Genomic DNA, 20980 nt, shown 5'->3' with positions numbered 1-20980 from the left:
TACCTCTCTTTTGTCATATCGCTTAATAGGGCTTATACAGCATAAGGCTTTATCCTTGCCCTCACCGTATCATATCTATTGATCTTGCACGCGCTATTGCGTTGATTTTCTCCTGTTGTCTCTGTTGCAAAAATTTAACCGCCATTTGAAACTCTTTTATGCAATCTTTATCATGAGACTGTTCTTTGGGGACCACTTTTGATAAATCAAAACCATATTTATGAATGGCATCATGTCCAAAACGTTTATCTAAAGCACTTTGTAGCTTTAAAAATTCTTCACTAACCTGCTCTGGTATCTTTGAATAACTATCACGACCAGCTTCAACATTTTTCATAAAAGTCACTGCTTCTTTTGAAAGTGACGGAACCTCTACTTTTAACTGCTCACGCTCCCGCGTAAAACTATCCATATGTCTCTCATAAGAATTCTTATAAAAGGATTGAAGCTTTTCAATAGAAGAAAGTGTACGAGGAACATTGTAAAGCGCTTCTTTTCGTTCTTTTCCTGTAGATTTGAGTTTATCGATAAAACGATCTGATCCACGCAGTTCGCCTGCTCTATCAGGTGCCCTATCCAAAATATCAGAGAGTTTATCGCCTTTACCTGCTAAAATCGTTTGCTCAATCCTAAGCGCAGCCTCTTGTGGATCTCTATAAATAAATGCTAAACGACTGTTTAACTCCTTAAACATATTAACATAAGATTTTTCATTCCTAAGAGCGCTGAGCACCTTCTGTTCTAGATTAGAGTTATCCGTATAAGCAGCAAGGTATGGAGCTTTTTCTGTTGCTTTTAACGTAGCATTAACATCCCTTTGCGATTGCTCAACTTCAAGTTCTTCTTTTTGAAGTCTGCTAAAAGCTGTCTTTTCTCTATCCCAAAGGGTTTCAATCTTCTCTTTTTGTTGTTCCAAGCACTCTTTATTAAGATCAATGCAAAAAGCAATATTTTTGCCAATACCTTGAGAAACATCATCCCTTTTATTTTCTGTAAACTTGGTAAGGTTCTTATAGATGAGTGCAGACAGATATTCTGAATTACCAAAATGTGCTTCAATTGACGCACGTGTCATTTCTTGTCGCTCAATACCCTTCCAGTTGATACGATAACCAGCTTCACAAGCAAGTTGCACCATAAATTCGCGCTGAGTGCGCCCATTCCCCTCTCGAAACGGATGCAACGCATTCAACTCGCCCATGTAATACCCAGCCCTTTGGCTAAAGTCATAAGCGCCAAGACCACGCAGATATTGTTCTTTTGCAAGCTTTTGTGTAATCTTCGGTGCATAACGTTCAATCTGATTATAACTAGCAAACATACTATTGCCTTTGGCAATATCCACTAAACGAACTTGTCCCGCCCATTCATATATGTCACCAAACAGTCTTCTATGAATCTCTTTCATGTAATTCAGATCAAACTCACCACCAATAGGAGTATGTACAAATTCGAAAGATTTTACATAAGAAATCGTAGATTCTACACGTTGCAGTGTGGCTTTGTCTTTAATACCAAGCCGATTATACATCACACCAGTTTCATGATCAGTATAAGGATCACCGCTCCCCTTATACTTCCCCACGTTTTACCCGCTCCATATAATCTTTGATGATATCACTTATTTCAAGCTCACCTATAATATAACGCTCTACTTGAGCAACAACCAGCGGATCTGGCTCTAATCCCTCTAAACGTTGGCTTGCCAATGCATTTTTAGCAGCAAAGCGACGTCGCTTAATTTCCTCTTCACTCAACATATAAAACCTTCCTTTGCTTATATTTATTATAGCCAAGCAGACTACAGAAACAAGATTTTATTGCCTTATCTTACCGTGTCACATCTTTTGCCTTTATCCGCACTATCGCGTTATTTTGCTCTTCCACATGTCTTTGTTGCAAAAATTTAACAACCATTTGAAGCTCTTTTATGCAATCTTTATCATGAGACTGTTGTTAAAAAATTGCTTTTGATAAATCATAGTTTGTTTGCATAGCAAGCCAAGCACGTGCTGTGCTTACACCAGACATTTCAAGCCTAATAGCAAGATTAGCACTCATAGCGGCTTTTCCATTTAAAACTCTAGAAAGTGCTCCACGAGATATACCAAGCCACTCTGCTGCTTCATTAACGGATAAACCAAGCTCTTTGATCACATCTTCACGCAATAACTCACCAGGATGTGAAGGATTCTTCATCATTATTTAGATCTCCTTTTTGATGATAATTTAGATAATCAACCATTTCGACATCTATGCTATCAAAGCGAAATATTACACGACAATTTCCATTTACAGTAATTGACCAATAATCCTTGAAATCGCCTTTTAGCAGATGTAATCAAAAAGACGGATAACTCAAATCTTTTGGCGATACATCTACTTCAAGAGCACCTAGAATACGCTTTAATTTTTGAGCATGGGCGGTTCTAACCCCTTTAGTCGTACCAGTATTATAATTAGTCGTGCCAGTATTACAAAAAGCTTCAATTCTTTTATGTTTAAATCTTAAGATCATAAATTAATATAGCGTGTAACACTACAAGATACAAAAAACGTTCATAATTTTTATACCACAGGGCTTTTTTTACTTTATAAACATTAGAACTGTCGTGAAAAAATTGCTCATTCTCATCTCTTTCTAATTATTCTACTCATTATTAGAAAAGTATAAGTTCATAATTAGGAGGAGCTAAACGTAATAGGAGCGCATCATATCCCCAATTGGCAGCTGCACTTAGAAACATAACGACGATATAACCAATAGCCATTGCTGTTTGATGTTCATAAGGATCTTCCCCTGCTGTATATCCAGCAAAAAGAATGAATAAGACTAATAAATCCCCCCTGCTATAAACTCTGTTAAAATAATAACTGGTTTACGAATAAGTAAAAGAAAAAGGAAAATCAAAAAAGGTATATTTTAAATATCTTACGAACTATAGAACACTCTACGCGTTATATTTATTAGAACTCTATTTTTCTCTTTTTTATTTAATTGATTAGTAGATAGAATATCCATTACCGTTATTACATCACTCACATAGTTAATAATCACAACTTTTGTAATTGCCAAAATCCCACATTACAATAAGATCTTTATCAAAAGATAATCTGATAATTTTCTCAAAAAATTCAAGATTCCTCAAGTGCAGTACCCATGCGTACATCATGATGAATAATAACATCCATCAACTCTGTCACGACTGTGTCCAATACTTCTCGTGCATCGCCTTCAGCCATAAGGCGGATAACCGGCTCAGTTCCAGAAGCACGGATCACCAGCCGTGCCTCTTTTCCCAACCGCTTCTCTGCTTGATCAATGGCCGCTTTGACTGGATTTTTTTTCAAAACATTTTTATTTTTAATCGTTACATTTTTTAAAATTTGCGGTACAGGTTCAAACCGTTTACACAATTGGCTCATAGGACTTTGACTTTCCTTCATACAGGCTAAAATCTGCAATGCAGCCACCAAGCCATCACCCGTTGTACCAAAATCACTGAGCACAATATGCCCAGAAGCCTCACCACCAACATTATATCCCTTTTGGCGCATAGCATCGACAACATAACGATCTCCAACATTTGTCCTTACAAGGTGCAATCCTTTACTGTGCAAGAAACGCTCCAGTCCAAGATTTGACATAATCGTTGTGACAACACCATTGCGCCGTAATCGTCCCATTTTATGCCAATTTTCAGCAATTACAGCAATCAACTGATCTCCATCAACCGTTTGTGCTTTTTCATCAACAATGAGAACACGATCTCCATCTCCATCAAGAGCAATCCCCACATCAGCACGCACTTCATGCACTTTTCGTTTTAAAGAGCTTAAATCGGTTGATCCACATTTTTGATTAATATTGGTACCATTGGGCTCATCATGAATAGCAAAAACCTCAGCCCCCAATTCCCATAAAGCACGGGGAGCAGCTTTATAAGCAGCCCCATTGGCACAATCCACAACAATACGCAAAGCATCTAAGCGAACATCACGCGGCAAGGTTCGTTTGGCATATTCAATATAACGATAAATATCCCCCTCAACCCGCTTTGCATAACCAATTTCAGCAGAACTTGCTAAAGACTTTGAAAGATCTGTATCGATCAATTGTTCAATTTTAGCTTCCATATCATCTGAAAGTTTAAAACCATCAGGACCAAAAAGTTTAATGCCATTATCATAGAACGGATTATGAGAAGCAGAAATCATCACCCCAAGATCCGCTCGCAAAGAGCGGCAAAGCATTGCAACAGCAGGTGTTGGCACTGGACCCAATAAAAAAGCTTCCATCCCCGCAGAAGTCAACCCTGAAACCAAAGCATTTTCCAACATATAGCCAGATAATCGTGTATCCTTACCAATCACCACACGACGTGATTGATGTTGTGAGCGGAATAAAACCCCTACAGCCATCCCCACCTTCATGGCAAAATCGGGTGTCATAGGAAATGAATTGGCTTTCCCCCGAATCCCATCTGTACCAAAATATTTTTGCACCATGCCTCTTTCCTTTAATATATAATTCTTCCCTTGGCTTTTCTTTAAAACCCTAACAAGCCCCCTTGGTACAATAGTCCCCTCCCCATATAAAATCAGATCATTGATCTAAACCTTCATGCATTTAGACAATCAAGAATCCTATTCATCATCTACACATCTAAACCCCTCTCAACCCATTATGTTCACACCCTCACACATAAAAGCAATAGTATCTCCTCAAAATGCTTTACACATCTCCTGAACACAACCAAAGGATAATCTCACACATTTGCTAAACCCGTAAAAAACCCCAGCACCTAACCTCTAACCTTATCAAATCCGTAAGGAAATCTATCGCCAACCTCACACCTTGCTAAATCAGTAAAGGAAAATACCACCTCGCCTTATCGCCTGCTAAAACTGTCATCATACAACAGCTTTGCTTAATTTTTTGCTTCCATATTTTTGCAAATATTACATTAAAGGCGCAAGCTTTGCTTGCGCCTTTCTCAAAGAATTTAGAAGTTTTCCTAAAACATCGTTACTCAAGCGTTATTAAGCAGTTCTTATTTTTCTTTATCATCTCCCGCAGTACTGGGCTTCTTTTCAGCATTACTTTTAGAGCGGTTGACTGATTTTGTGGTACCTTTTGTGCTTTGCGCTTTTTTCTCAGTCTCATCCGATCGGACTTCATTAGACTGAGCCTCCTTAGGCTCAACATTACCGGATTTTGCTGTTTTTTTCCCAACAACTCCCTCTGCTTTGTCTGCCTCTAGTTTACTGATCTCTACTTTATGAGGCGCTGTGTTAGCGTTTTTTTCATCTTCCACTGTTGTCTCTGTCTTCATTTTTCCAGTTTTTGGAACAGAAGATCCCCGTGGCGCAGCATTCTCATCTTTCTGTGTGCGTGAAGGAGGCTTTCCTGCAATAACTTCGTTAATTTCAGCTCCCGTTAAAGTCTCATATTCCAACAAACCTTGTGCCAAAGCAAACCATTCTTTTCTTTTTGTTTTCAAAATGTTGGTCGCATTTTTATAGGCATCATCAATAAGCTTACGCACTTCCATATCAATCATGCGCGCTGTTTCTTCAGAGACATTTTGTGTTCGCGCAACAGAATGACCCAAAAAGACTTCATCTTGGTTATCGCCATAAGCTACATTTCCAAGCAGATCAGAAAATCCCCACCGTGTGATCATTGCGCGTGCTAGTTTAGTTGCTTGCTCAATATCAGAAGAAGCACCGGATGTGATATTTTCCTTTCCAAACTTTAATTCTTCAGCCACACGTCCACCCATCATAATGGCCAAACGAGAAATCATCCACCGATAACTCATGGAATAGCGGTCACCTTCAGGCAATTGCATCACCATTCCCAATGCTCTTCCCCTTGGAACGATTGTTGCTTTGTGGACAGGATCAGCAACTGGCACATTAAGAGCCACAATAGCATGCCCTGCTTCGTGATAAGCAGTGAGTTCTTTTTCCTCTTGTGTCATAGCAGTTGAACGACGTTCGGCCCCCATCATCACCTTATCTTTGGCATCTTCGAATTCTTGCATCGTGACAACTCTTTTATTACGGCTCGCAGCCATAAGAGCAGCTTCATTGACCAAATTCATCAGGTCTGCACCGGAAAATCCTGGTGTTCCCCTTGCCAAAATTTTCAAATCAACGTTAGGTGCTAAAGGCACGTTGCGCACATGCACTTTCAAGATTTGTTCACGCCCAGAAACATCAGGATTTGGCACAACAACTTGTCGGTCGAAACGCCCTGGTCTTAACAAAGCGGGATCAAGCACATCGGGACGGTTTGTTGCGGCAATAAGAATAATACTTTCATTGGGCTCAAACCCATCCATTTCGACAAGCAACTGATTTAAGGTCTGTTCACGTTCATCGTTTCCACCACCAAGTCCAGCCCCCCGATGACGTCCAACAGCATCGATTTCATCGATAAAAATAATACAAGGTGCATTTTTTTTAGCCTGTTCGAACATATCGCGCACACGGCTCGCCCCAACACCAACAAACATTTCAACAAAATCAGATCCTGAAATGGTAAAGAATGGCACATTGGCTTCACCTGCCACAGAACGTGCTAGCAAAGTTTTACCGGTTCCAGGAGGACCAACAAGCAAAACACCGCGTGGAATACGCCCCCCTAAGCGTTGAAATTTTTGTGGTTCGCGTAAAAATTCAACAATTTCTTGAAGATCTTGCTTTGCTTCTTCAACGCCAGCAACATCTTTAAAGGTAACACGTCCTTGCGCTTCATTAAGCAATTTTGCTTTTGATTTCCCAAATCCCATTGCACCGCGTGATCCATTTTGCATTTGCCGCATAAAAAAGACCCACGCCCCCACGATAATAATAACAGGCAATAAGGAAAAGAGGAGATTGAGGAAAATGCTATTTCCAGAGCTTTCCGGAACAGCTTTAACATTAACGTTTTTGCTTTCCAATTTTTGTATCAAACCTGGATCGCGAGGAGCATAGGTTGAGATAGTTCTATGTTCAATGGTTTGTCCTGTTAATTTTTGACCTTGAATGGTCACAGATTTCAACTCATTATTCTCAACTTTTTGCAAAAATTCAGAATAGGAGACTTCTCCACCACCAGAACGCTGACTATCTCCATTAAAGAGAGAAAACGACACAATCAAAATGAAGGCAATAACTCCCCAAATAAGGAGAGAGCGGTAATTGGAATTCATATTCAGCCCACTTAATCAAATATAGATTTCAAACAGTTCCCCTTAACATATAACCTTGTCAGCCCCTTGCCAAGAGATGAGAAGCTGTTTATTTTCTTTTAGAGTAATTTTCCTTTATCTTTTCACCTTAATATTAAAAAAAGGTTCCACAACATTTACCAAGGCAGCATCTTCTCGTGAAGAAAGCCAATCGAAAGGTGCCATAATACGCTTGATTATAACATGTTTATGAACAACTGCTTGAGAAATCAACTCTGGAATATCATACCCTTTGTGATTTGAGATCATCAGCAGCGATTGTAAAGAGGGAAAATGAGGCTTTTCAAGCTCAAAATCGCTATTTTTTAATAAAAATTTCAGCTGTTCTAAATTTGCGGCTCCAACCTTTATAGCCTCAGATCCATGATTTGTGATCTGATAACGCCCATCCCATATAAAAGTTTTATCTGGCTCAACGATAGCCTCTTTCATATTTCGCCCTTCACGCCACAAAGAAATTCCGTGCTTGTTATATTCAATAACAGAGCCCGCATAAGTAAAACGCTTCTTTTCTGGAGAATCGAGACAGAGTTTTTGAACAAGCATGCTTAATTTCTGATTGGGAAGTAAATAAAATCCCCCTCCCATCAGCACCGCAAAGAGCCCCACCACAAAAGGAAAACTGGAATGTTTCTGTAAAAATAGCGCAGGCTTTGCTATGAAACAACGCCCATGTTGAACAGTAATATCCAGCGCTAAGATCAAATCAGCGATATTTTTCGCTTGTTGACGACGCTGCAATGCGGCTTCATTTATTTTTTGAGCAATATAAGCCAATTTTTCAGGATGAAGAGATTGACGCACGCGCACACGCTCAAATTTGCGATCTTCATTGGTTGGATCATCAATCCATGTTTGTCCTTGTAAGCGTAAATAATTCCGTAATGTTTGGCGTTTTACACCAAGGAGTGGACGAATCAAACGTACTTTTCTATGCAACAACGCTTCACGCGGAATACAGGATAAACCACGCTCATAGAGGAGACCATAGTTTTTTTCGGCAATATTTTTTCTCGTTTCTCTGGCATGATCCTCATCATGTATACCCTCGGCTTCACCGCGCAAAGAACCGGCAAAACCACTGGAATAAACCTCATCACGCATGGCACCAACTTCACCGTGCAATGCACCTCTATTTTTTTGGAGACGTTGATACCGCATTTGATAGGTTTCAACCTGATCATTGAGTGTATGGCCCGTCATAATAACTGATGCACCTTGTTTTTGTGCTTCTTTAACCAAAAGATCATAGCGTACAACACGAGCACTGGAAGCAATATGCGTCTTTGGTTTTTCGCCTTCCCACCGCACAGCGATATGTTTAATGTGATAAACGCGACAAATTTTCGCAACAGTTTCTGCTTCACGCGTCGATTCTTTACGCAATTGATGATCAACCGTGACAACAATCATTTCTGGAGGAACTGAGAGAGTTTCCAAATGCTCTTTGACCAAAAGCATCAAAGCCAAAGAATCACTCCCCCCTGAGACGGCAAGAATCAACTTCTGACATTGAATAAAATCCGATGTTTTAAAGAGATTTCTTGCCAGTCTAACGCACACCGAAAACGACCTCGCTATTTATTCTGCAGGTTTACAAAAAATAGACTCTAGTGTGTTTTGACGTTTTGATTTTTTCACAAAATGAGCACAATCGTCTTTATTTGGCTCAAGAGCGACCATACTTCTTGCTAATTTCAGCAAAATCTCAGAGGTATAGAGCTTCTTTTTATCTGCATACCATGCGGTAAGATAAACTTGCGCTGCTTCATGATAGCGTTTTTGTCCCAACAAAGATTCAGCCAACCAAAATAAAGCATCATCACTCAAAGAATCTTTTTTGTAACGATTTTGAAAAGCGCAAAAGCTTTTTTCAGCATCAACATAGTTGGCAGAACGAATAAAATCATACCCTTCCTTATACAAAGCTTTAGAAGAAGAAAGATTGTCACTCTGATATGCTTCAATTGGAGCACTTACTTCATGCGCTTTTTTAAAATGTTTAGTGTTTTCATGATCATGGCTCTCCACCTTAGCTTCCACAGCAGCAACCTGTGTCTGATCACCTGCACTATGGTCCTGCTCCATCTCTTCTTTTACAGTCTGAGATTTTTCATCCACAGCGGACTTTTCAAAAGAACAAGAATAAACAGAAGAGGCTTTTTGATCAAAAAGTCCATGAAACTGCTTGTTAACATTTTTTAGATTGTTATGCTCAAGCACCATTCGTATTTTATGCAAAAGCTTATCTAAATCATAATCTTTAAATAAAGCCTGTTGATTCTCTAAAATAATCCCTTGGTGCTCCACAACACTAGCGGCTTTTTCCACCGCGCTAGATGCTGCTTTATCAGCTGCTTCAGGCGCTTTCTTCACTGCATCAATAGCCTTATCAACAGCGTCAGTGGCTTTTTCCACCGCGCTAGATGCTGCTTTATCAGCTGCTTCAGGCGCTTTCTTCACAGCATCAATAGCCTTATCAACAGCGTCAGTGGCTTTTTCCACTACACTAGACGCCGCTTTATCAGCTGCATCAGGTGCTTTCTTCACAGCATCGATAGCCTTATCAACAGCGTCAGTAGCTTTTTCCTCCACGCTAGATGCTGCTTTATCAGCTGCTTCAGGTGCTTTCTTCACTGCATCGACAGCCTTATCAACAGCGTCAGTAGCTTTTTCCACCGCACTAGACGCTGCTTTATCAGCTGCTTCAGGTGCTTTCTTCACTGCATCAATAGCCTTATTAACAGTGTCAGTGGCTTTTTCCACCACGCTAGATGCTGCTTTATCAGCTGCTTCAGGTGCTTTCTTCACTGCATCGACAGCCTTATCAACAGCGTCAGTAGCTTTTTCCTCCACGCTAGATGCTGCTTTATCAGCTGCTTCAGGTGCTTTCTTCACTGCATCGATAGCCTTATTAACAGTGTCAGTGGCTTTTTCCACCGCACTAGACGCTGCTTTATCAGCTGCTTCAGGTGCTTTCTTCACAGCATCAACAGCCTTATCAACAGCGTCAGTAGCTTTTTCCTCCGCACTAGATGCTGCTTTATCTGCTGCTTCAGGTGCTGTCTTCACAGCATCAATAGCCTTATCAACAGCGTCAGTAGCTTTTTCCTCCACGCTAGATGCCGCTTTATCTGCTGCTTCAGGTGCTTTCTTCACAGCATCAATAGCCTTATCAACAGCGTCAGTGGCTTTTTCCTCCACGCTAGATGCCGCTTTATCTGCTGCTTCAGGTGCTTTCTTCACAGCATCAATAGCCTTATCAACAGCGTCAGTGGCTTTTTCCTCCGCGCTAGATGCTGCTTTATCAGCTGCTTCAGGTGCTGTCTTCACAGCATCAATAGCCTTATCAACAGTGTCAGTGGCTTTTTCCTCCGCATCAGATGCCTTATCAACTGCATCAACTTTATCTGTATCATGTGCAGGATATTCGGAAGCCTTTCGTGCCGCACTTTGAACAAGTGAAGTAGAACAAGCTATGAAAACCGCCATATAAAAGAGTGTTTTCCAATTGATTTTACGATACATTCCTTTTTCCCCTTAAGAGCTCATTGAATAGTTGAAACAAACAATCTTCTTTTTAATGACTATTCATGTCACTCAACGTTGTTACTGCACGTCGATTTTGATTCCAACAGGAAATATCATCACATACTGCTACAGGTCTTTCTTTTCCGTAAGAAATTGTTTGAATCCGTTGTTCAGACACACCTAGAGATACCAAATAGTTTCGCACAGCAACAGCGCGGCGCTGTCCAAGTGCCAAGTTATATTCACGTGTTCCCCTCTCATCAGCATGACCTTCGATCATAATAGAATAATAAGGATAATGAAGCAACCATTCTGCTTGGCGCGTTAAAATACGTTCAGCATCAGCATCAAGTGAAGAAGAATCGAGACCAAAAAACACGCGATCACCCACATTAACCGTAAATTCTTGTCCTGAGCCTGGTGACACCTGGTTCAAACCAGCATCATTCATATAAGCGCCATTCATACCGTTAAGTGCACCGACATTTTTTTTGCCACACCCACCCAGGCATAGTGAGAAAAGAAAGAGGATAGCTAAAGAATGAGAGAGTTTTTTTTTGGTAGAGCGCATAGTCCGTTTCTCCTTGAGTGTCATAAAGAAAGGTAAATTCTTAAAAAGATTTCCAAGAATAACCGTTAATTCCTAATGAAGACGAAATTTTTCTATTTTTTTGGTCATCATTTTTATTTTTGAGTCTCTGCCAAATTTTCTCTCTCCAGCCATTCCTCTAACATTTCCATAAGAAATGTTTTCCTTATACGTCATGGCTTTTTATGCATCATCTTGATCTTGACGATTTTTTTGCAGCGCGTTCAGCTTTGCAAAAACTTTATCAGCATCAAAAGTCTTATGCAGATTGTCTTCACTCTCATTTTCCTCTAGGTCAGCGTTTTCCGTCACAGAAGCGGGAAGCAACGACCTATCTTCTTCTGCAGCAACAGGACGATTTTTCGCTGCACGCTGGAGCTCAAAATCTAAATCGATTTGCGAACACAAACCAAGTCCTACAGGATCAAGAGGAACCAAATTTGCACTATTCCAGTGGGTTCTAAGGCGGATTTGTTCAATTGTCGCTTTTGTTGTCCCAATCAACCGTGCAATTTGTGCATCTTTCAACTCCGGATGGTTCGTGACCAACCATAGGATACCATTGGGACGATCTTGGCGTCGAGAAAGAGGGATATAGCGCGCCCCTTTTCGTTTTTTTTCAGGAATATGCACCCTAGATTGAGAAATTTTCAAGCGTGCGTTTTGATCAGCCTCCACCCGTGCAATTTCACTGCGCGTCAATTGTCCAGAACTAATCGGATCTAAACCTTTAATACCATAAGCCGCATCACCATCAGCAATAGCTTTTACTTCCAAGACATGCAATTTACAAAATTCTGCAATCTGATCAAAAGAAAGAGCTGTATTATCAACCAACCAAACAGCTGTTGCTTTGGGCATCAAAAGTTGCGTTGCCATTTTTATAAATCCTCTTCTGCGCCTCTTCCTATGAGGCCGGTTACCGCCCACTCAAGAGCACTAGAACTTTTTATACGTTAGGTCTCTCCAACCACTCCTAAAACAAAGCGAGGCATGGAATAAACCATTTTGCCATGAGATTACATTCTGTTATAGCGTTATTTTTTCCCAACGACAAGAGATCTCTCTTGTAATGATCCTCAACTAAGGTGTCTTTACCTTTAAGATGAATTTTCTTATAAAGGGTTTATTCGATTATTTCACCTCATGCTGTGGCACATTTATTCTGGTGGGATGCGTATTTTATTGTCTTAAATTCTAAAGAGTATCCAACTAGAAAGAAAGCCCTCAAATAGGAAGGAAAACTATGGCAGGCCATTCACAATTTAAAAATATTATGCACCGTAAAGGGCGTCAAGATGCAATGCGCTCGAAAATATTTTCTAAGCTTGCGCGCGAAATTACCGTAGCAGCAAAACAAGGTGCTCCTGATCCAGCCATGAATCCACGTTTAAGGCTGGCTGTTCAAAATGCCAAAGCACAATCGATGCCGAAAGATAATATTGAACGCGCGATTAAAAAAGCTTCAGGCACCGATGTCGAAAATTATGATGAAGTACGCTATGAAGGCTATGGACCAGGCGGCGTTGCCGTCATTGTTGAAGCTTTAACTGATAACCGCAACCGCACCGCTTCAAATGTGCGCGCCGCCTTCACAAAATCAGGAGGAGCCCTAGGAGAAACAGGATCGGTCAGTTTCATGTTTAATCGGATTGGTGAAATAATCTATAAGCCAGAAGCAGGAACAGCCGATAACATCATGGATGCAGCAATTGAAGCCGGTGCCGAAGATGTGCAATCAGAAGAAACCGGACATCATATTACCTGCGCATTTGAAGATATTGGTGAAGTTTCCAAAACTCTTGAGGCAAAACTTGGTGAAGCAGAATCGATTAAAACGATTTGGAAAGCCACCACCCTTGCACCAATAGATGAAGAAAAAGCTTTGTCCGTTTTACGGCTGATTTCAACATTAGAAGAAGATGATGATGTACAAAATGTTTATGCCAATTTTGATGTCAGCGATGAGATTTTGGCAAAATTATCTGTATAATTCCCACCATTTGCATAAGCCCTCTCTTCATTCATGAGGGCTTCAAAAGCATCTGTCAGCTCTCCTCTTTATCCGCACATATAAAAACCCCGCGTCAATAGCGGGGACTAACCATTGGTGCAACAAGAAAACCGCCATTAATTCCAGAAAACATAACCCAAAAAAGAAAGCATAAAAAACTCTTTAGTCTCACGCCTTTCTTACATACCCCAAAGATTATCCCTATAGCCCCTCTCTATTTGATCTTTTTGTTCTTTAAGATTAACCTCCCCACCCTCAAGTAATGAAGATGATCCGGTCTATAAACAATTCGGATTTTCTTGACGTATTCCTATGACGAATCACCCATGGAATTCACTTGAAACTTACGGCTCAAAAAATACACACTCCCCTAAATATTCGCCACGCACTTAAAAAAATACTTAAATATCTCAAGGAGGTTTATATGCCTTATATCCCCGCACCTCAAATGACAGTGTTTTGACAAAAACACAGAATAAAATAAGCAAATGGAAAGCCAGAGCTGATTGTTTAGCAAAGTATTGTATAAAAAGCTGGTACATCTCTCTAATCCGTTGCGGATAAATTTTTGACTTTATAGTATTAACTTTATGGCGTCGTATGTTTCATAAAATAACGTCATTTATCTTAAAAATCTGTCCTTTTGCTATTACCGATCAGTCAATATTCAGACCTAAAACAACAGCGTACTTAAATAAAACACTTCAGAGAGCAGCAGAAAAACACCCTTGACAAGAGTCCAGACTCTTCGCAAACTAGATCGAAGAGGAAGTCAAAAATATATAGCGACACTTTGAATAAAAAGTTGAAATCTAGAGACCTCAGAATTTTCGACTCTATTTTTTCAAGGTATTGTTTTGAATTTTTTTAAGCATTTTCCCCCAAGGAAATTCCATTGTCGATAAACAACCGTAGATGATAGATGAAATCTACATAACTCCCCATGCCCACTATAATCAATTTCTTCTTTTAAATCATTAAAGACAATTGAGATTGTGTAAACTGATATTGTGTAACCTTGAGACTGTATAGACCATATTCCTTCTATGTTCTGTTTTTAAGCATTTTGTTTTACTGTATATTGAGCAAAGGCGACCATGCTGGATCCGAAGCATCATTGGGTGTAGGGAGTTGTCGTTCATTGCGACCCGTAATATCAATCGTATAAATTTTTGGTCCCATACCGGGATTTTTGCGAAAGAACATCAGCACACGACCATTAGGGGCCCAAGTTGGTCCTTCATTGTGAAACCCTGTGGTTAAAATTCGTTCTCCTTGTCCATCAGGGCGCATAACACCAATAGAAAATTGTCCGCTTAATTGTTTTGTAAAGGCGATATAGTCACCCCGTGGTGACCAAATAGGTGTCGAATAACTCCCATCGTTTGAAGAAATACGCTGAATATCACTCCCATCCGCATTCATTTTATAGATTTGCGGCTTTCCACTACGATCTGAGGAAAAGACGATTTGTTTTCCATCCGGTGAATAAGAAGCAGAAGTATCGATAGCAGAAGTTGTAGTAAGTCGCGTCATTGTACGGGTTCGTAAATCCATGGTGTAAAGATTTGCACTGCCATCATTTTGTAACAAACTCATGATGACCTTTTGTCCATCAGAAGAAAAACGCGGAGCAATTGTCATGTTATTAAACGTTCCGATCAACTCTCTTTGTCCCATTTCAATTTGTTGAAGATAAACATGAGGTACTTGATTGTCCTCATAAGCCATATAGGTCATTTCTTGTCTTTTTGGGGAAAACCGCGGTGTAAGCACCAATTCACTTCCATCAGACATATAAATCAAATTTGCGCCATCTTGATCCATCATTGCTAAGCGTTTAATGCGTGCATTTTGGGGTCCTGTTTCATCGATAAAAACAATTCGTGTATCAAAATAACCACTTTCTCCTGTCATCTCGCTATAGATCTCATCTGCGATCATATGTGCCACACGCCGCCAACGTTCTGTCGCGGTATAAAAACGACGTCCTTTCAATTGTCTTTGTCCAAAAACATCCCATAAACGAAAGTCGACCCTCAAACGTCCATCGATTTCTCTCATGACTTGCCCCGTAACTAAACCTTGCGCTTTTATTTTCTGCCAAGACGCAAAATGCGGTTGTTTATTAGGATTAGAAATATTTTCAAGAAAATTTTCTTTATTAAGCGGTAAAAAAAGCCCCGACCGCTCAAGATCAGCGGTCACCACAGCAGATATTTTCAACCCAATCGAATCATTGGAAATAAAGTCTGTAATTGCAATGGGAATGGGATTAAAATCAGCGCTCGAAATAGTCCCTTTCAATTGCGCATAGCCCGATGAAATACTTGAAAGCCACAACCCACAAGTGACAATAAACCAAGCTAAAACTTTATGTCTCGTTATAGTCATCATGGAATGTGTCCTTTCGTTAAGCCAATTTATTTTTTCTCATTCATCATCTTATTTCTTGGAGGGGATCAACATTAAAGTCAAAACCTTGCCCCCATAGATCATATTGATCACGTGGGAGATCTGCATAAGGTTGGCATGAAAAGACAGCGGCATACACCTGCCTCATCATAATAGCTTGTTGACTCTCAAGACCACTTACGGGATCAATGATAGGATCGCCCATAACCATCCCTTCACGATCTAAATAAAATCGCAACCGCACAACCGGACGGTTTTTTAAATCGCCACCAAGCGCCACAAGTTTAAGCTTCTGTTGAATACATCCCCCCGCAATATTGACCAATGTTTGTGCCATTTTTGTGGTATCATCAATGTTTTTTCTTGCACCCAAAGCTTCTGGTGTATGAGAACGTTTTGCTCCCCCTCCTTGTGACCGCGCACGATTGAGCAAATTATTTTCCTCCAGTGCTAAAATATCTTCAATGGTCTTTTTCTCTTGGTTTTTCTTGTTAAGCTTTGGCGTCTTTTGATTCAATGCAGCCCCTTTCTTCCTTGGAACTTCTTCGTCAAATTTTGGTTTAAACTGTGGAAGAAAAATTTTTTCTGGAAGTGTAATTTTGGGTGCTTGATGAACAATCTGCTCTGCTGGTACCTTCTGTACCATTGGAGCCAATTCTTTTGGCGATATCATCTCTTCATTTTTGTGCGCAGGCTTGAGCGCATCTTCCGGAGCCTTCAAAGGCATCTCAGGTGCAACCTTGGGAGTATCCTCCGGTGGTGTGCTCAAAGGCATCTCAGGTGCAACCTTGGGAGTATCTTCCGGTGTGCTCAAAGGCATCTCAGGTGCAACCTTAGGAGTATCCTCCGGCGTGCTCAAAGGCATCTCAGGTGCAACCTTGGGAGTATCCTCCGGTGGTGTGCTCAAAGGCATCTCAGGTGCAACCTTGGGAGTATCTTCCGGTGTGCTCAAAGGCATCTCAGGCGCAACCTTAGGAGTATCCTCCGGCGTGCTCAAAGGCATCTCAGACGCAACCTTAGGAGTATCCTCCGGCGTGCTCAAAGGCATCTCAGGTGCAACCTTAGGAGTATCCTCCGGCGTGCTCAAAGGCATCTCAGACGCAACCTTAGGAGTATCCTCCGGCGTGCTCAAAGGCATCTCAGGCGCAACCTTAGGGGTATCCTCTGTTTTTGCTTCTAATAATTCTGGTTTTGTAAGTTCGGGTGCAAATGTTTCTGACGTGTTCTTGCTTGGTGGTAGCGATGCTGTTTCAACAGAACGCAGTTTTTCCTTTGGTTGAAAAGGTGCTAGACTATCTATTTGTCCCTCTCCAATATGGCGTGCATCTTCTTTCTCTTGTGGTTGCATAGTTGGTTTAACGGCAGGAATTGCACGGATGGGAGCCTTCACGGAACCTTGTTGAGAGGACAACTCGTCCACTAAAGGAGCAAGAGTGATAGGAATTGCTTCCAATGGTTGTGGTAAAGAGACAGAGCTTGTAAACTGAACGGCTCCCCAACTGAGAAAAATGACATGGACCACAAGGGATAAAGCCAAGCCTCGTTTCATGCTATGATAGGAGTCTTTGTTCATTCTTTATGCCTTATTTATGACTTATATTTTTTCATTTTTAATCACTCTATGCTCTCTTAAAAACATTTTAAAAACAACAGGGTATGCGAAATTTTATCACTTATTATTTATTGTGCTAGACTTGCTAACGCAACTTGAGAAAACCCCGCTTTTTGAATATCTGCCAGCAGTTTTAATACTTGTTGATATTCAACAGTTTTAGCAACCCGCACAAAAACCCGTTGATCTTTTTGTGTAGCATCTTCTTCCAGAAGAGTTTTAAGGTGTGCAATCAGTGCTTGTGACGTTTCATAATAATCTTGATTAATGGCAAAACGCCCTTGCGCGTCAAGTGAAACCGTAAGAGGCGTTTTTTGAGCTCGTACGGGACCTGCTTGACTACGAGGCAAATCTAGAGGAACACCGTTCACTAAAAGGGGAGCAGAGACCATAAAGATAATCAACAAGACCAGCATGACATCCACAAAAGGAGTAACATTGATCTCACTCATCAGTTGGCTTCGTGAATGATGGCGCCTACGTTTATTTTTCCGAGAAGAAGAAGCAACAGAAATTCCCATGGGATAAGCTCCTTTTTATAAAGAGGAAGGTGCTGTGCGTGTTTCATCAATACGCCGCGATACAATTGTTGAAAATTCATCGGCAAAATTTTCTATTTGTGCAATGATGCGCGCACTTTCATGAGTCAACTTGTTATAAGCAATAACGGCTGGAATTGCTGCAAACAAACCAATAGCGGTTGCCAAAAGCGCTTCTGCAATCCCTGGCGCGACAATGGCAAGTGATGTATTTTGAGAAGCTGAAATAGAAAGAAAAGACTCCATAATACCAATAACTGTTCCAAAAAGTCCGATAAAGGGTCCCGCAGATCCCAATGTCGCAAGAAAACTTAATTTTGATTCTATTTTTTCACTTTCACGCCCCAGCGTCAAATCCATAGCCTTATCAATTCTGCTCTGCAAACTTTTCGATGTATGGGTCCCTTTTTCAAGAGATTTTTTCCATTCAACCATTGCCGCCATAAAAACTGCGGATATACTATTGGTGCGTTGACTTTTACATGATGCATAAAGATCTTCTAGCGCTTTGCCTGACCAAAATGTACGTTCAAACTGCTTTATTTCACGCCGTATTCTCCGATACGTAAAAATTTTATCAAAAATAATTGCCCAACTCCAAATGGAAGCGAGCAGCAACCCGATCATAACACCTTTCACGATCCAACTCGCTTGCATAAACAAATGCAACATTCCAATTGTTTCCGGATTCGTTAGTTCACCATGCGGCATAATTTTTGTCCCTCTAAATAAAAGGTGTATTTTTTAAAATTCTATAAAACAGATTATTTTATAGTTTCTAAATTTAAGTAAAAAACTTCAGTCTCACATAAATCCATGCGCTAAAACAAGACTTGTTTTTTAAATTTCCTTAAAAAGTGATGACGAGAGACATCCCTCAACACACACACCCCTCATTTCACAACAGCATTTATGAAAAATATAACGATAAAGCCTTCCCCATAAATGCTATAAAAATAAAAGATATAAAAATGCGTGATATCAAATCTATTATGCACCACCATCTTTACGCTCATGAAAAGAAAGCTAAACCCTCATACACGTTTTAAGCTTAAAATGCAGTGATAAGTCTTAGCACTTGAAAACATTCATAAGAGGCATTTTTATTCCTTATCTTAAGTGTTTTTGTCCCCACTCACCAAGCCCGCTTGTGACATGTAAGAAAATGTTTTTTATTAATTCACAGCAATAGAGCTTGAAAAGAAAAAATCTTACAAGTTTCAGAGTTATCTGAAAATGACAACGCAATAAATTATCATTATAAATAAATATGTTATAATCATGAAAGATTACGCTTTACCTCAGACTATTTTTTCTCTCATTTTGCATCAAATTTAATACGGGGACACCCTCGAACACAAAAAAACGACAATAAACCACCATAAAATGCCTCACAACAATGTGCCTCACCCATGCACCCTAATGTAAGTCCCATAAATCTAGTGTAAGTCTCATATAGTCTCATTGTGTTGTGAATTAATCCCTTTCAATGCCCATCATCTCTCTGACACCATGGCATGGTATAACGTAAAAGCTTCTGTAACATGAAAAAAGCCTTTTCACATCTTTACTTCATGAAAACAGGCTTCTTCGTTCTCTTTTCTCACTTGCGATATTTGATCGTTATTGCATTGAGAATGATCTATAAAAAATATTTTTACAATTTTTCAATGATTTATATTGCTCATCTTATGATATGTAAGCAAATGATTTCAATTGTTTCAACATGTACAGATTTGAAATGAAAGTATTTTACTCTCATTACTCTATTGGAATTTGTGCCCGTGAGAAGTGATAATTTACCTTTCTGAGTCGATCTATCATATAAAATAATATGCTTTTAAAACTTTAAATCAAAAATGCATTTCTGCTTTGTATACATTGACCTCTCACTCATTCACTGCGTTTAGAAGCACAGATAAAGCCATGTATTATGGATGAAAATGGATAGGACATGCGCTCTTGTGATGCCAAATGACAATCCAGTAAAAAACAAATCAAATTGCTTAAAATACTCTTTGGGTGTTTTGAGAGAATTTTTGACCTAATAGCTTATTATCACTTTATTGCAATATTTTGCTGGGTATGTGCATTTTTATAAAAATAAATCTTAATCCATTTTTTATTTCTTTTTTTGTTTTGTCCTTTTCTGCTGTTTTCCTATGCCAACGAACCTTTCTTCAAAAGAAAGAAAATATCTTGAGTTTATAGCAGAAAATGGATAATAAGACATTGATTTTGAATCATAACATAGATGAGGCGTGTTTAATTTTGTGGGATATCATCTTCAATTTATTGTAGCTACTGTAGTAGAGGCGCTTTCTTTTGATGTATCGCGTGACCTTGTTGGAAAACATTTAGGCTATGATAAATGTATGATCTTAGATTGTAGATTACTTTATATCCCCTGATCTCTCCTAAAGCTGCTCGTTCAATGAATAACACTTTTAACCAAGCATTTTTGCAAAAAGTTCTTTGGGTAAACGTCGCGGTTTTGCCTCCTCATTAATCAGAGCAATTTCAACTTTGGCTGTTACCAACGTGGTCGCCTCATGCAAAATAGATTGCTCCATAAAAAAGCGTGCCCCTTGGATATGAGTAACACGTGTTTTAACAACTAAAAGATTATCAATTTTAGCTGGTCTTGAAAAATTAATTTCCATATGACGCACAACAAAAAACAGTTTTTCCCCCTCAACCCCTGCTGCTAACATCTTATTATTAAAACCGGTATCCCGTAAAAACTCTGAACGTCCTCGTTCAAAAAACTCAAGATAACGCGCATGATAAACCACACCGGAAAAATCTGTATCCGCAACATAAACGCGGACCTGAAAATTATGAAAAGCATTTGTATGATTGCTCTTAAAAGGAGTTATTTCTGTCATTGGCTTCATGTCCCATAAAATCATCTAATATAGCAAATTGTTTATCAATCAAAAGATTGAACACATTTTTGTGTTGAAGTTGTGAAAAGCAAAAGCCCCCTTAATCGTGCAAGACCTTTTTGGTCAGAATATGCTAAAAGAAGCACGT

General features: G+C 39.8%; 16 protein-coding genes. 1 reads left to right on the top strand and 15 read right to left on the bottom strand.

Annotated elements, in window-relative coordinates; genetic code table 11:
- Positions 1 to 61 precede the first annotated feature (61 nt).
- The 10 genes from vbhT to ACFIKG_RS03185 form a co-directional block, all read right to left on the bottom strand.
- Complete coding sequence (gene vbhT, locus ACFIKG_RS03230) at positions 62 to 1585, bottom strand: type II toxin-antitoxin system protein adenylyltransferase VbhT (RefSeq protein WP_375651745.1); 1524 nt, start codon at positions 1583 to 1585, stop codon at positions 62 to 64.
- Complete coding sequence (locus ACFIKG_RS03225) at positions 1572 to 1760, bottom strand: antitoxin VbhA family protein (protein WP_015856934.1); 189 nt, start codon at positions 1758 to 1760, stop codon at positions 1572 to 1574. The genes vbhT and ACFIKG_RS03225 overlap by 14 nt, the downstream gene beginning before the upstream one ends.
- 196 nt (positions 1761 to 1956) lie before the next feature.
- Complete coding sequence (locus ACFIKG_RS03220) at positions 1957 to 2202, bottom strand: HigA family addiction module antitoxin (protein WP_375625273.1); 246 nt, start codon at positions 2200 to 2202, stop codon at positions 1957 to 1959.
- Positions 2174 to 2335 carry a type II toxin-antitoxin system RelE/ParE family toxin gene (locus tag ACFIKG_RS03215; RefSeq protein ID WP_375626656.1) on the bottom strand — a complete coding sequence of 54 codons (162 nt, stop codon included), beginning with the start codon at positions 2333 to 2335 and terminating at the stop codon, positions 2174 to 2176. Before ACFIKG_RS03215 ends, ACFIKG_RS03220 begins: the two co-directional genes overlap by 29 nt.
- 800 nt (positions 2336 to 3135) lie before the next feature.
- Positions 3136 to 4509: a phosphoglucosamine mutase gene (glmM, locus tag ACFIKG_RS03210; RefSeq protein ID WP_375625271.1), complete on the bottom strand. Its 1374-nt coding sequence runs from the start codon at positions 4507 to 4509 to the stop codon at positions 3136 to 3138.
- 545 nt (positions 4510 to 5054) lie between these two features.
- Entirely contained in the window at positions 5055 to 7205 is a 2151-nt protein-coding gene (gene ftsH / locus ACFIKG_RS03205; RefSeq protein WP_375626535.1) for an ATP-dependent zinc metalloprotease FtsH, read from the bottom strand.
- A 114-nt stretch (positions 7206 to 7319) separates the two neighbouring features.
- Positions 7320 to 8807, bottom strand: coding sequence for a tRNA lysidine(34) synthetase TilS (tilS, locus tag ACFIKG_RS03200; protein WP_375625269.1), 1488 nt, complete (start codon positions 8805 to 8807; stop codon positions 7320 to 7322).
- An 18-nt stretch (positions 8808 to 8825) separates the two neighbouring features.
- Entirely contained in the window at positions 8826 to 10772 is a 1947-nt protein-coding gene (locus ACFIKG_RS03195; RefSeq protein ID WP_375651744.1) for a tol-pal system protein, read from the bottom strand.
- Between the two features lie 52 nt (positions 10773 to 10824).
- Complete coding sequence (gene pal / locus ACFIKG_RS03190) at positions 10825 to 11346, bottom strand: peptidoglycan-associated lipoprotein Pal (protein ID WP_375626541.1); 522 nt, start codon at positions 11344 to 11346, stop codon at positions 10825 to 10827.
- A 201-nt stretch (positions 11347 to 11547) separates the two neighbouring features.
- Entirely contained in the window at positions 11548 to 12243 is a 696-nt protein-coding gene (locus ACFIKG_RS03185; RefSeq protein WP_375625266.1) for a DUF1013 domain-containing protein, read from the bottom strand.
- Positions 12244 to 12610: 367 nt separating this feature from the next.
- Here ACFIKG_RS03185 and ACFIKG_RS03180 point away from each other — a divergent pair, with 367 nt between their 5' ends.
- Positions 12611 to 13357 carry a YebC/PmpR family DNA-binding transcriptional regulator gene (locus ACFIKG_RS03180; RefSeq protein ID WP_005774608.1) on the top strand — a complete coding sequence of 249 codons (747 nt, stop codon included), beginning with the start codon at positions 12611 to 12613 and terminating at the stop codon, positions 13355 to 13357.
- 1092 nt (positions 13358 to 14449) lie between these two features.
- On the opposite strand, the gene tolB is transcribed toward ACFIKG_RS03180, so the two are convergent.
- The 5 genes from tolB to ybgC all read right to left on the bottom strand — a co-directional run bounded on the left by tolB (position 14450) and on the right by ybgC (position 20832).
- Positions 14450 to 15775: a Tol-Pal system beta propeller repeat protein TolB gene (tolB, locus tag ACFIKG_RS03175; RefSeq protein ID WP_375626543.1), complete on the bottom strand. Its 1326-nt coding sequence runs from the start codon at positions 15773 to 15775 to the stop codon at positions 14450 to 14452.
- A gap of 43 nt (positions 15776 to 15818) precedes the next feature.
- Complete coding sequence (locus ACFIKG_RS03170) at positions 15819 to 17366, bottom strand: cell envelope biogenesis protein TolA (protein ID WP_375651743.1); 1548 nt, start codon at positions 17364 to 17366, stop codon at positions 15819 to 15821.
- Between the two features lie 107 nt (positions 17367 to 17473).
- The gene (tolR, locus tag ACFIKG_RS03165; protein WP_375625263.1) at positions 17474 to 17926 is read right to left on the bottom strand and encodes a protein TolR; all 453 of its coding nucleotides are present in this window, start codon (positions 17924 to 17926) and stop codon (positions 17474 to 17476) included.
- Between the two features lie 15 nt (positions 17927 to 17941).
- Positions 17942 to 18655: a protein TolQ gene (tolQ, locus tag ACFIKG_RS03160; protein ID WP_375606538.1), complete on the bottom strand. Its 714-nt coding sequence runs from the start codon at positions 18653 to 18655 to the stop codon at positions 17942 to 17944.
- A gap of 1736 nt (positions 18656 to 20391) precedes the next feature.
- On the bottom strand, positions 20392 to 20832 hold the full coding sequence (gene ybgC / locus ACFIKG_RS03155) for a tol-pal system-associated acyl-CoA thioesterase (protein ID WP_375635534.1): 441 nt from the start codon (positions 20830 to 20832) through the stop codon (positions 20392 to 20394).
- Between the last annotated feature and the right edge of the window lie 148 nt (positions 20833 to 20980).

This window comes from Bartonella sp. LB28NMGDW, assembly GCF_042194435.1.
Lineage (GTDB): Bacteria > Pseudomonadota > Alphaproteobacteria > Rhizobiales > Rhizobiaceae > Bartonella > Bartonella grahamii.
This window is presented reverse-complemented; position numbering and strand designations above follow the sequence as displayed.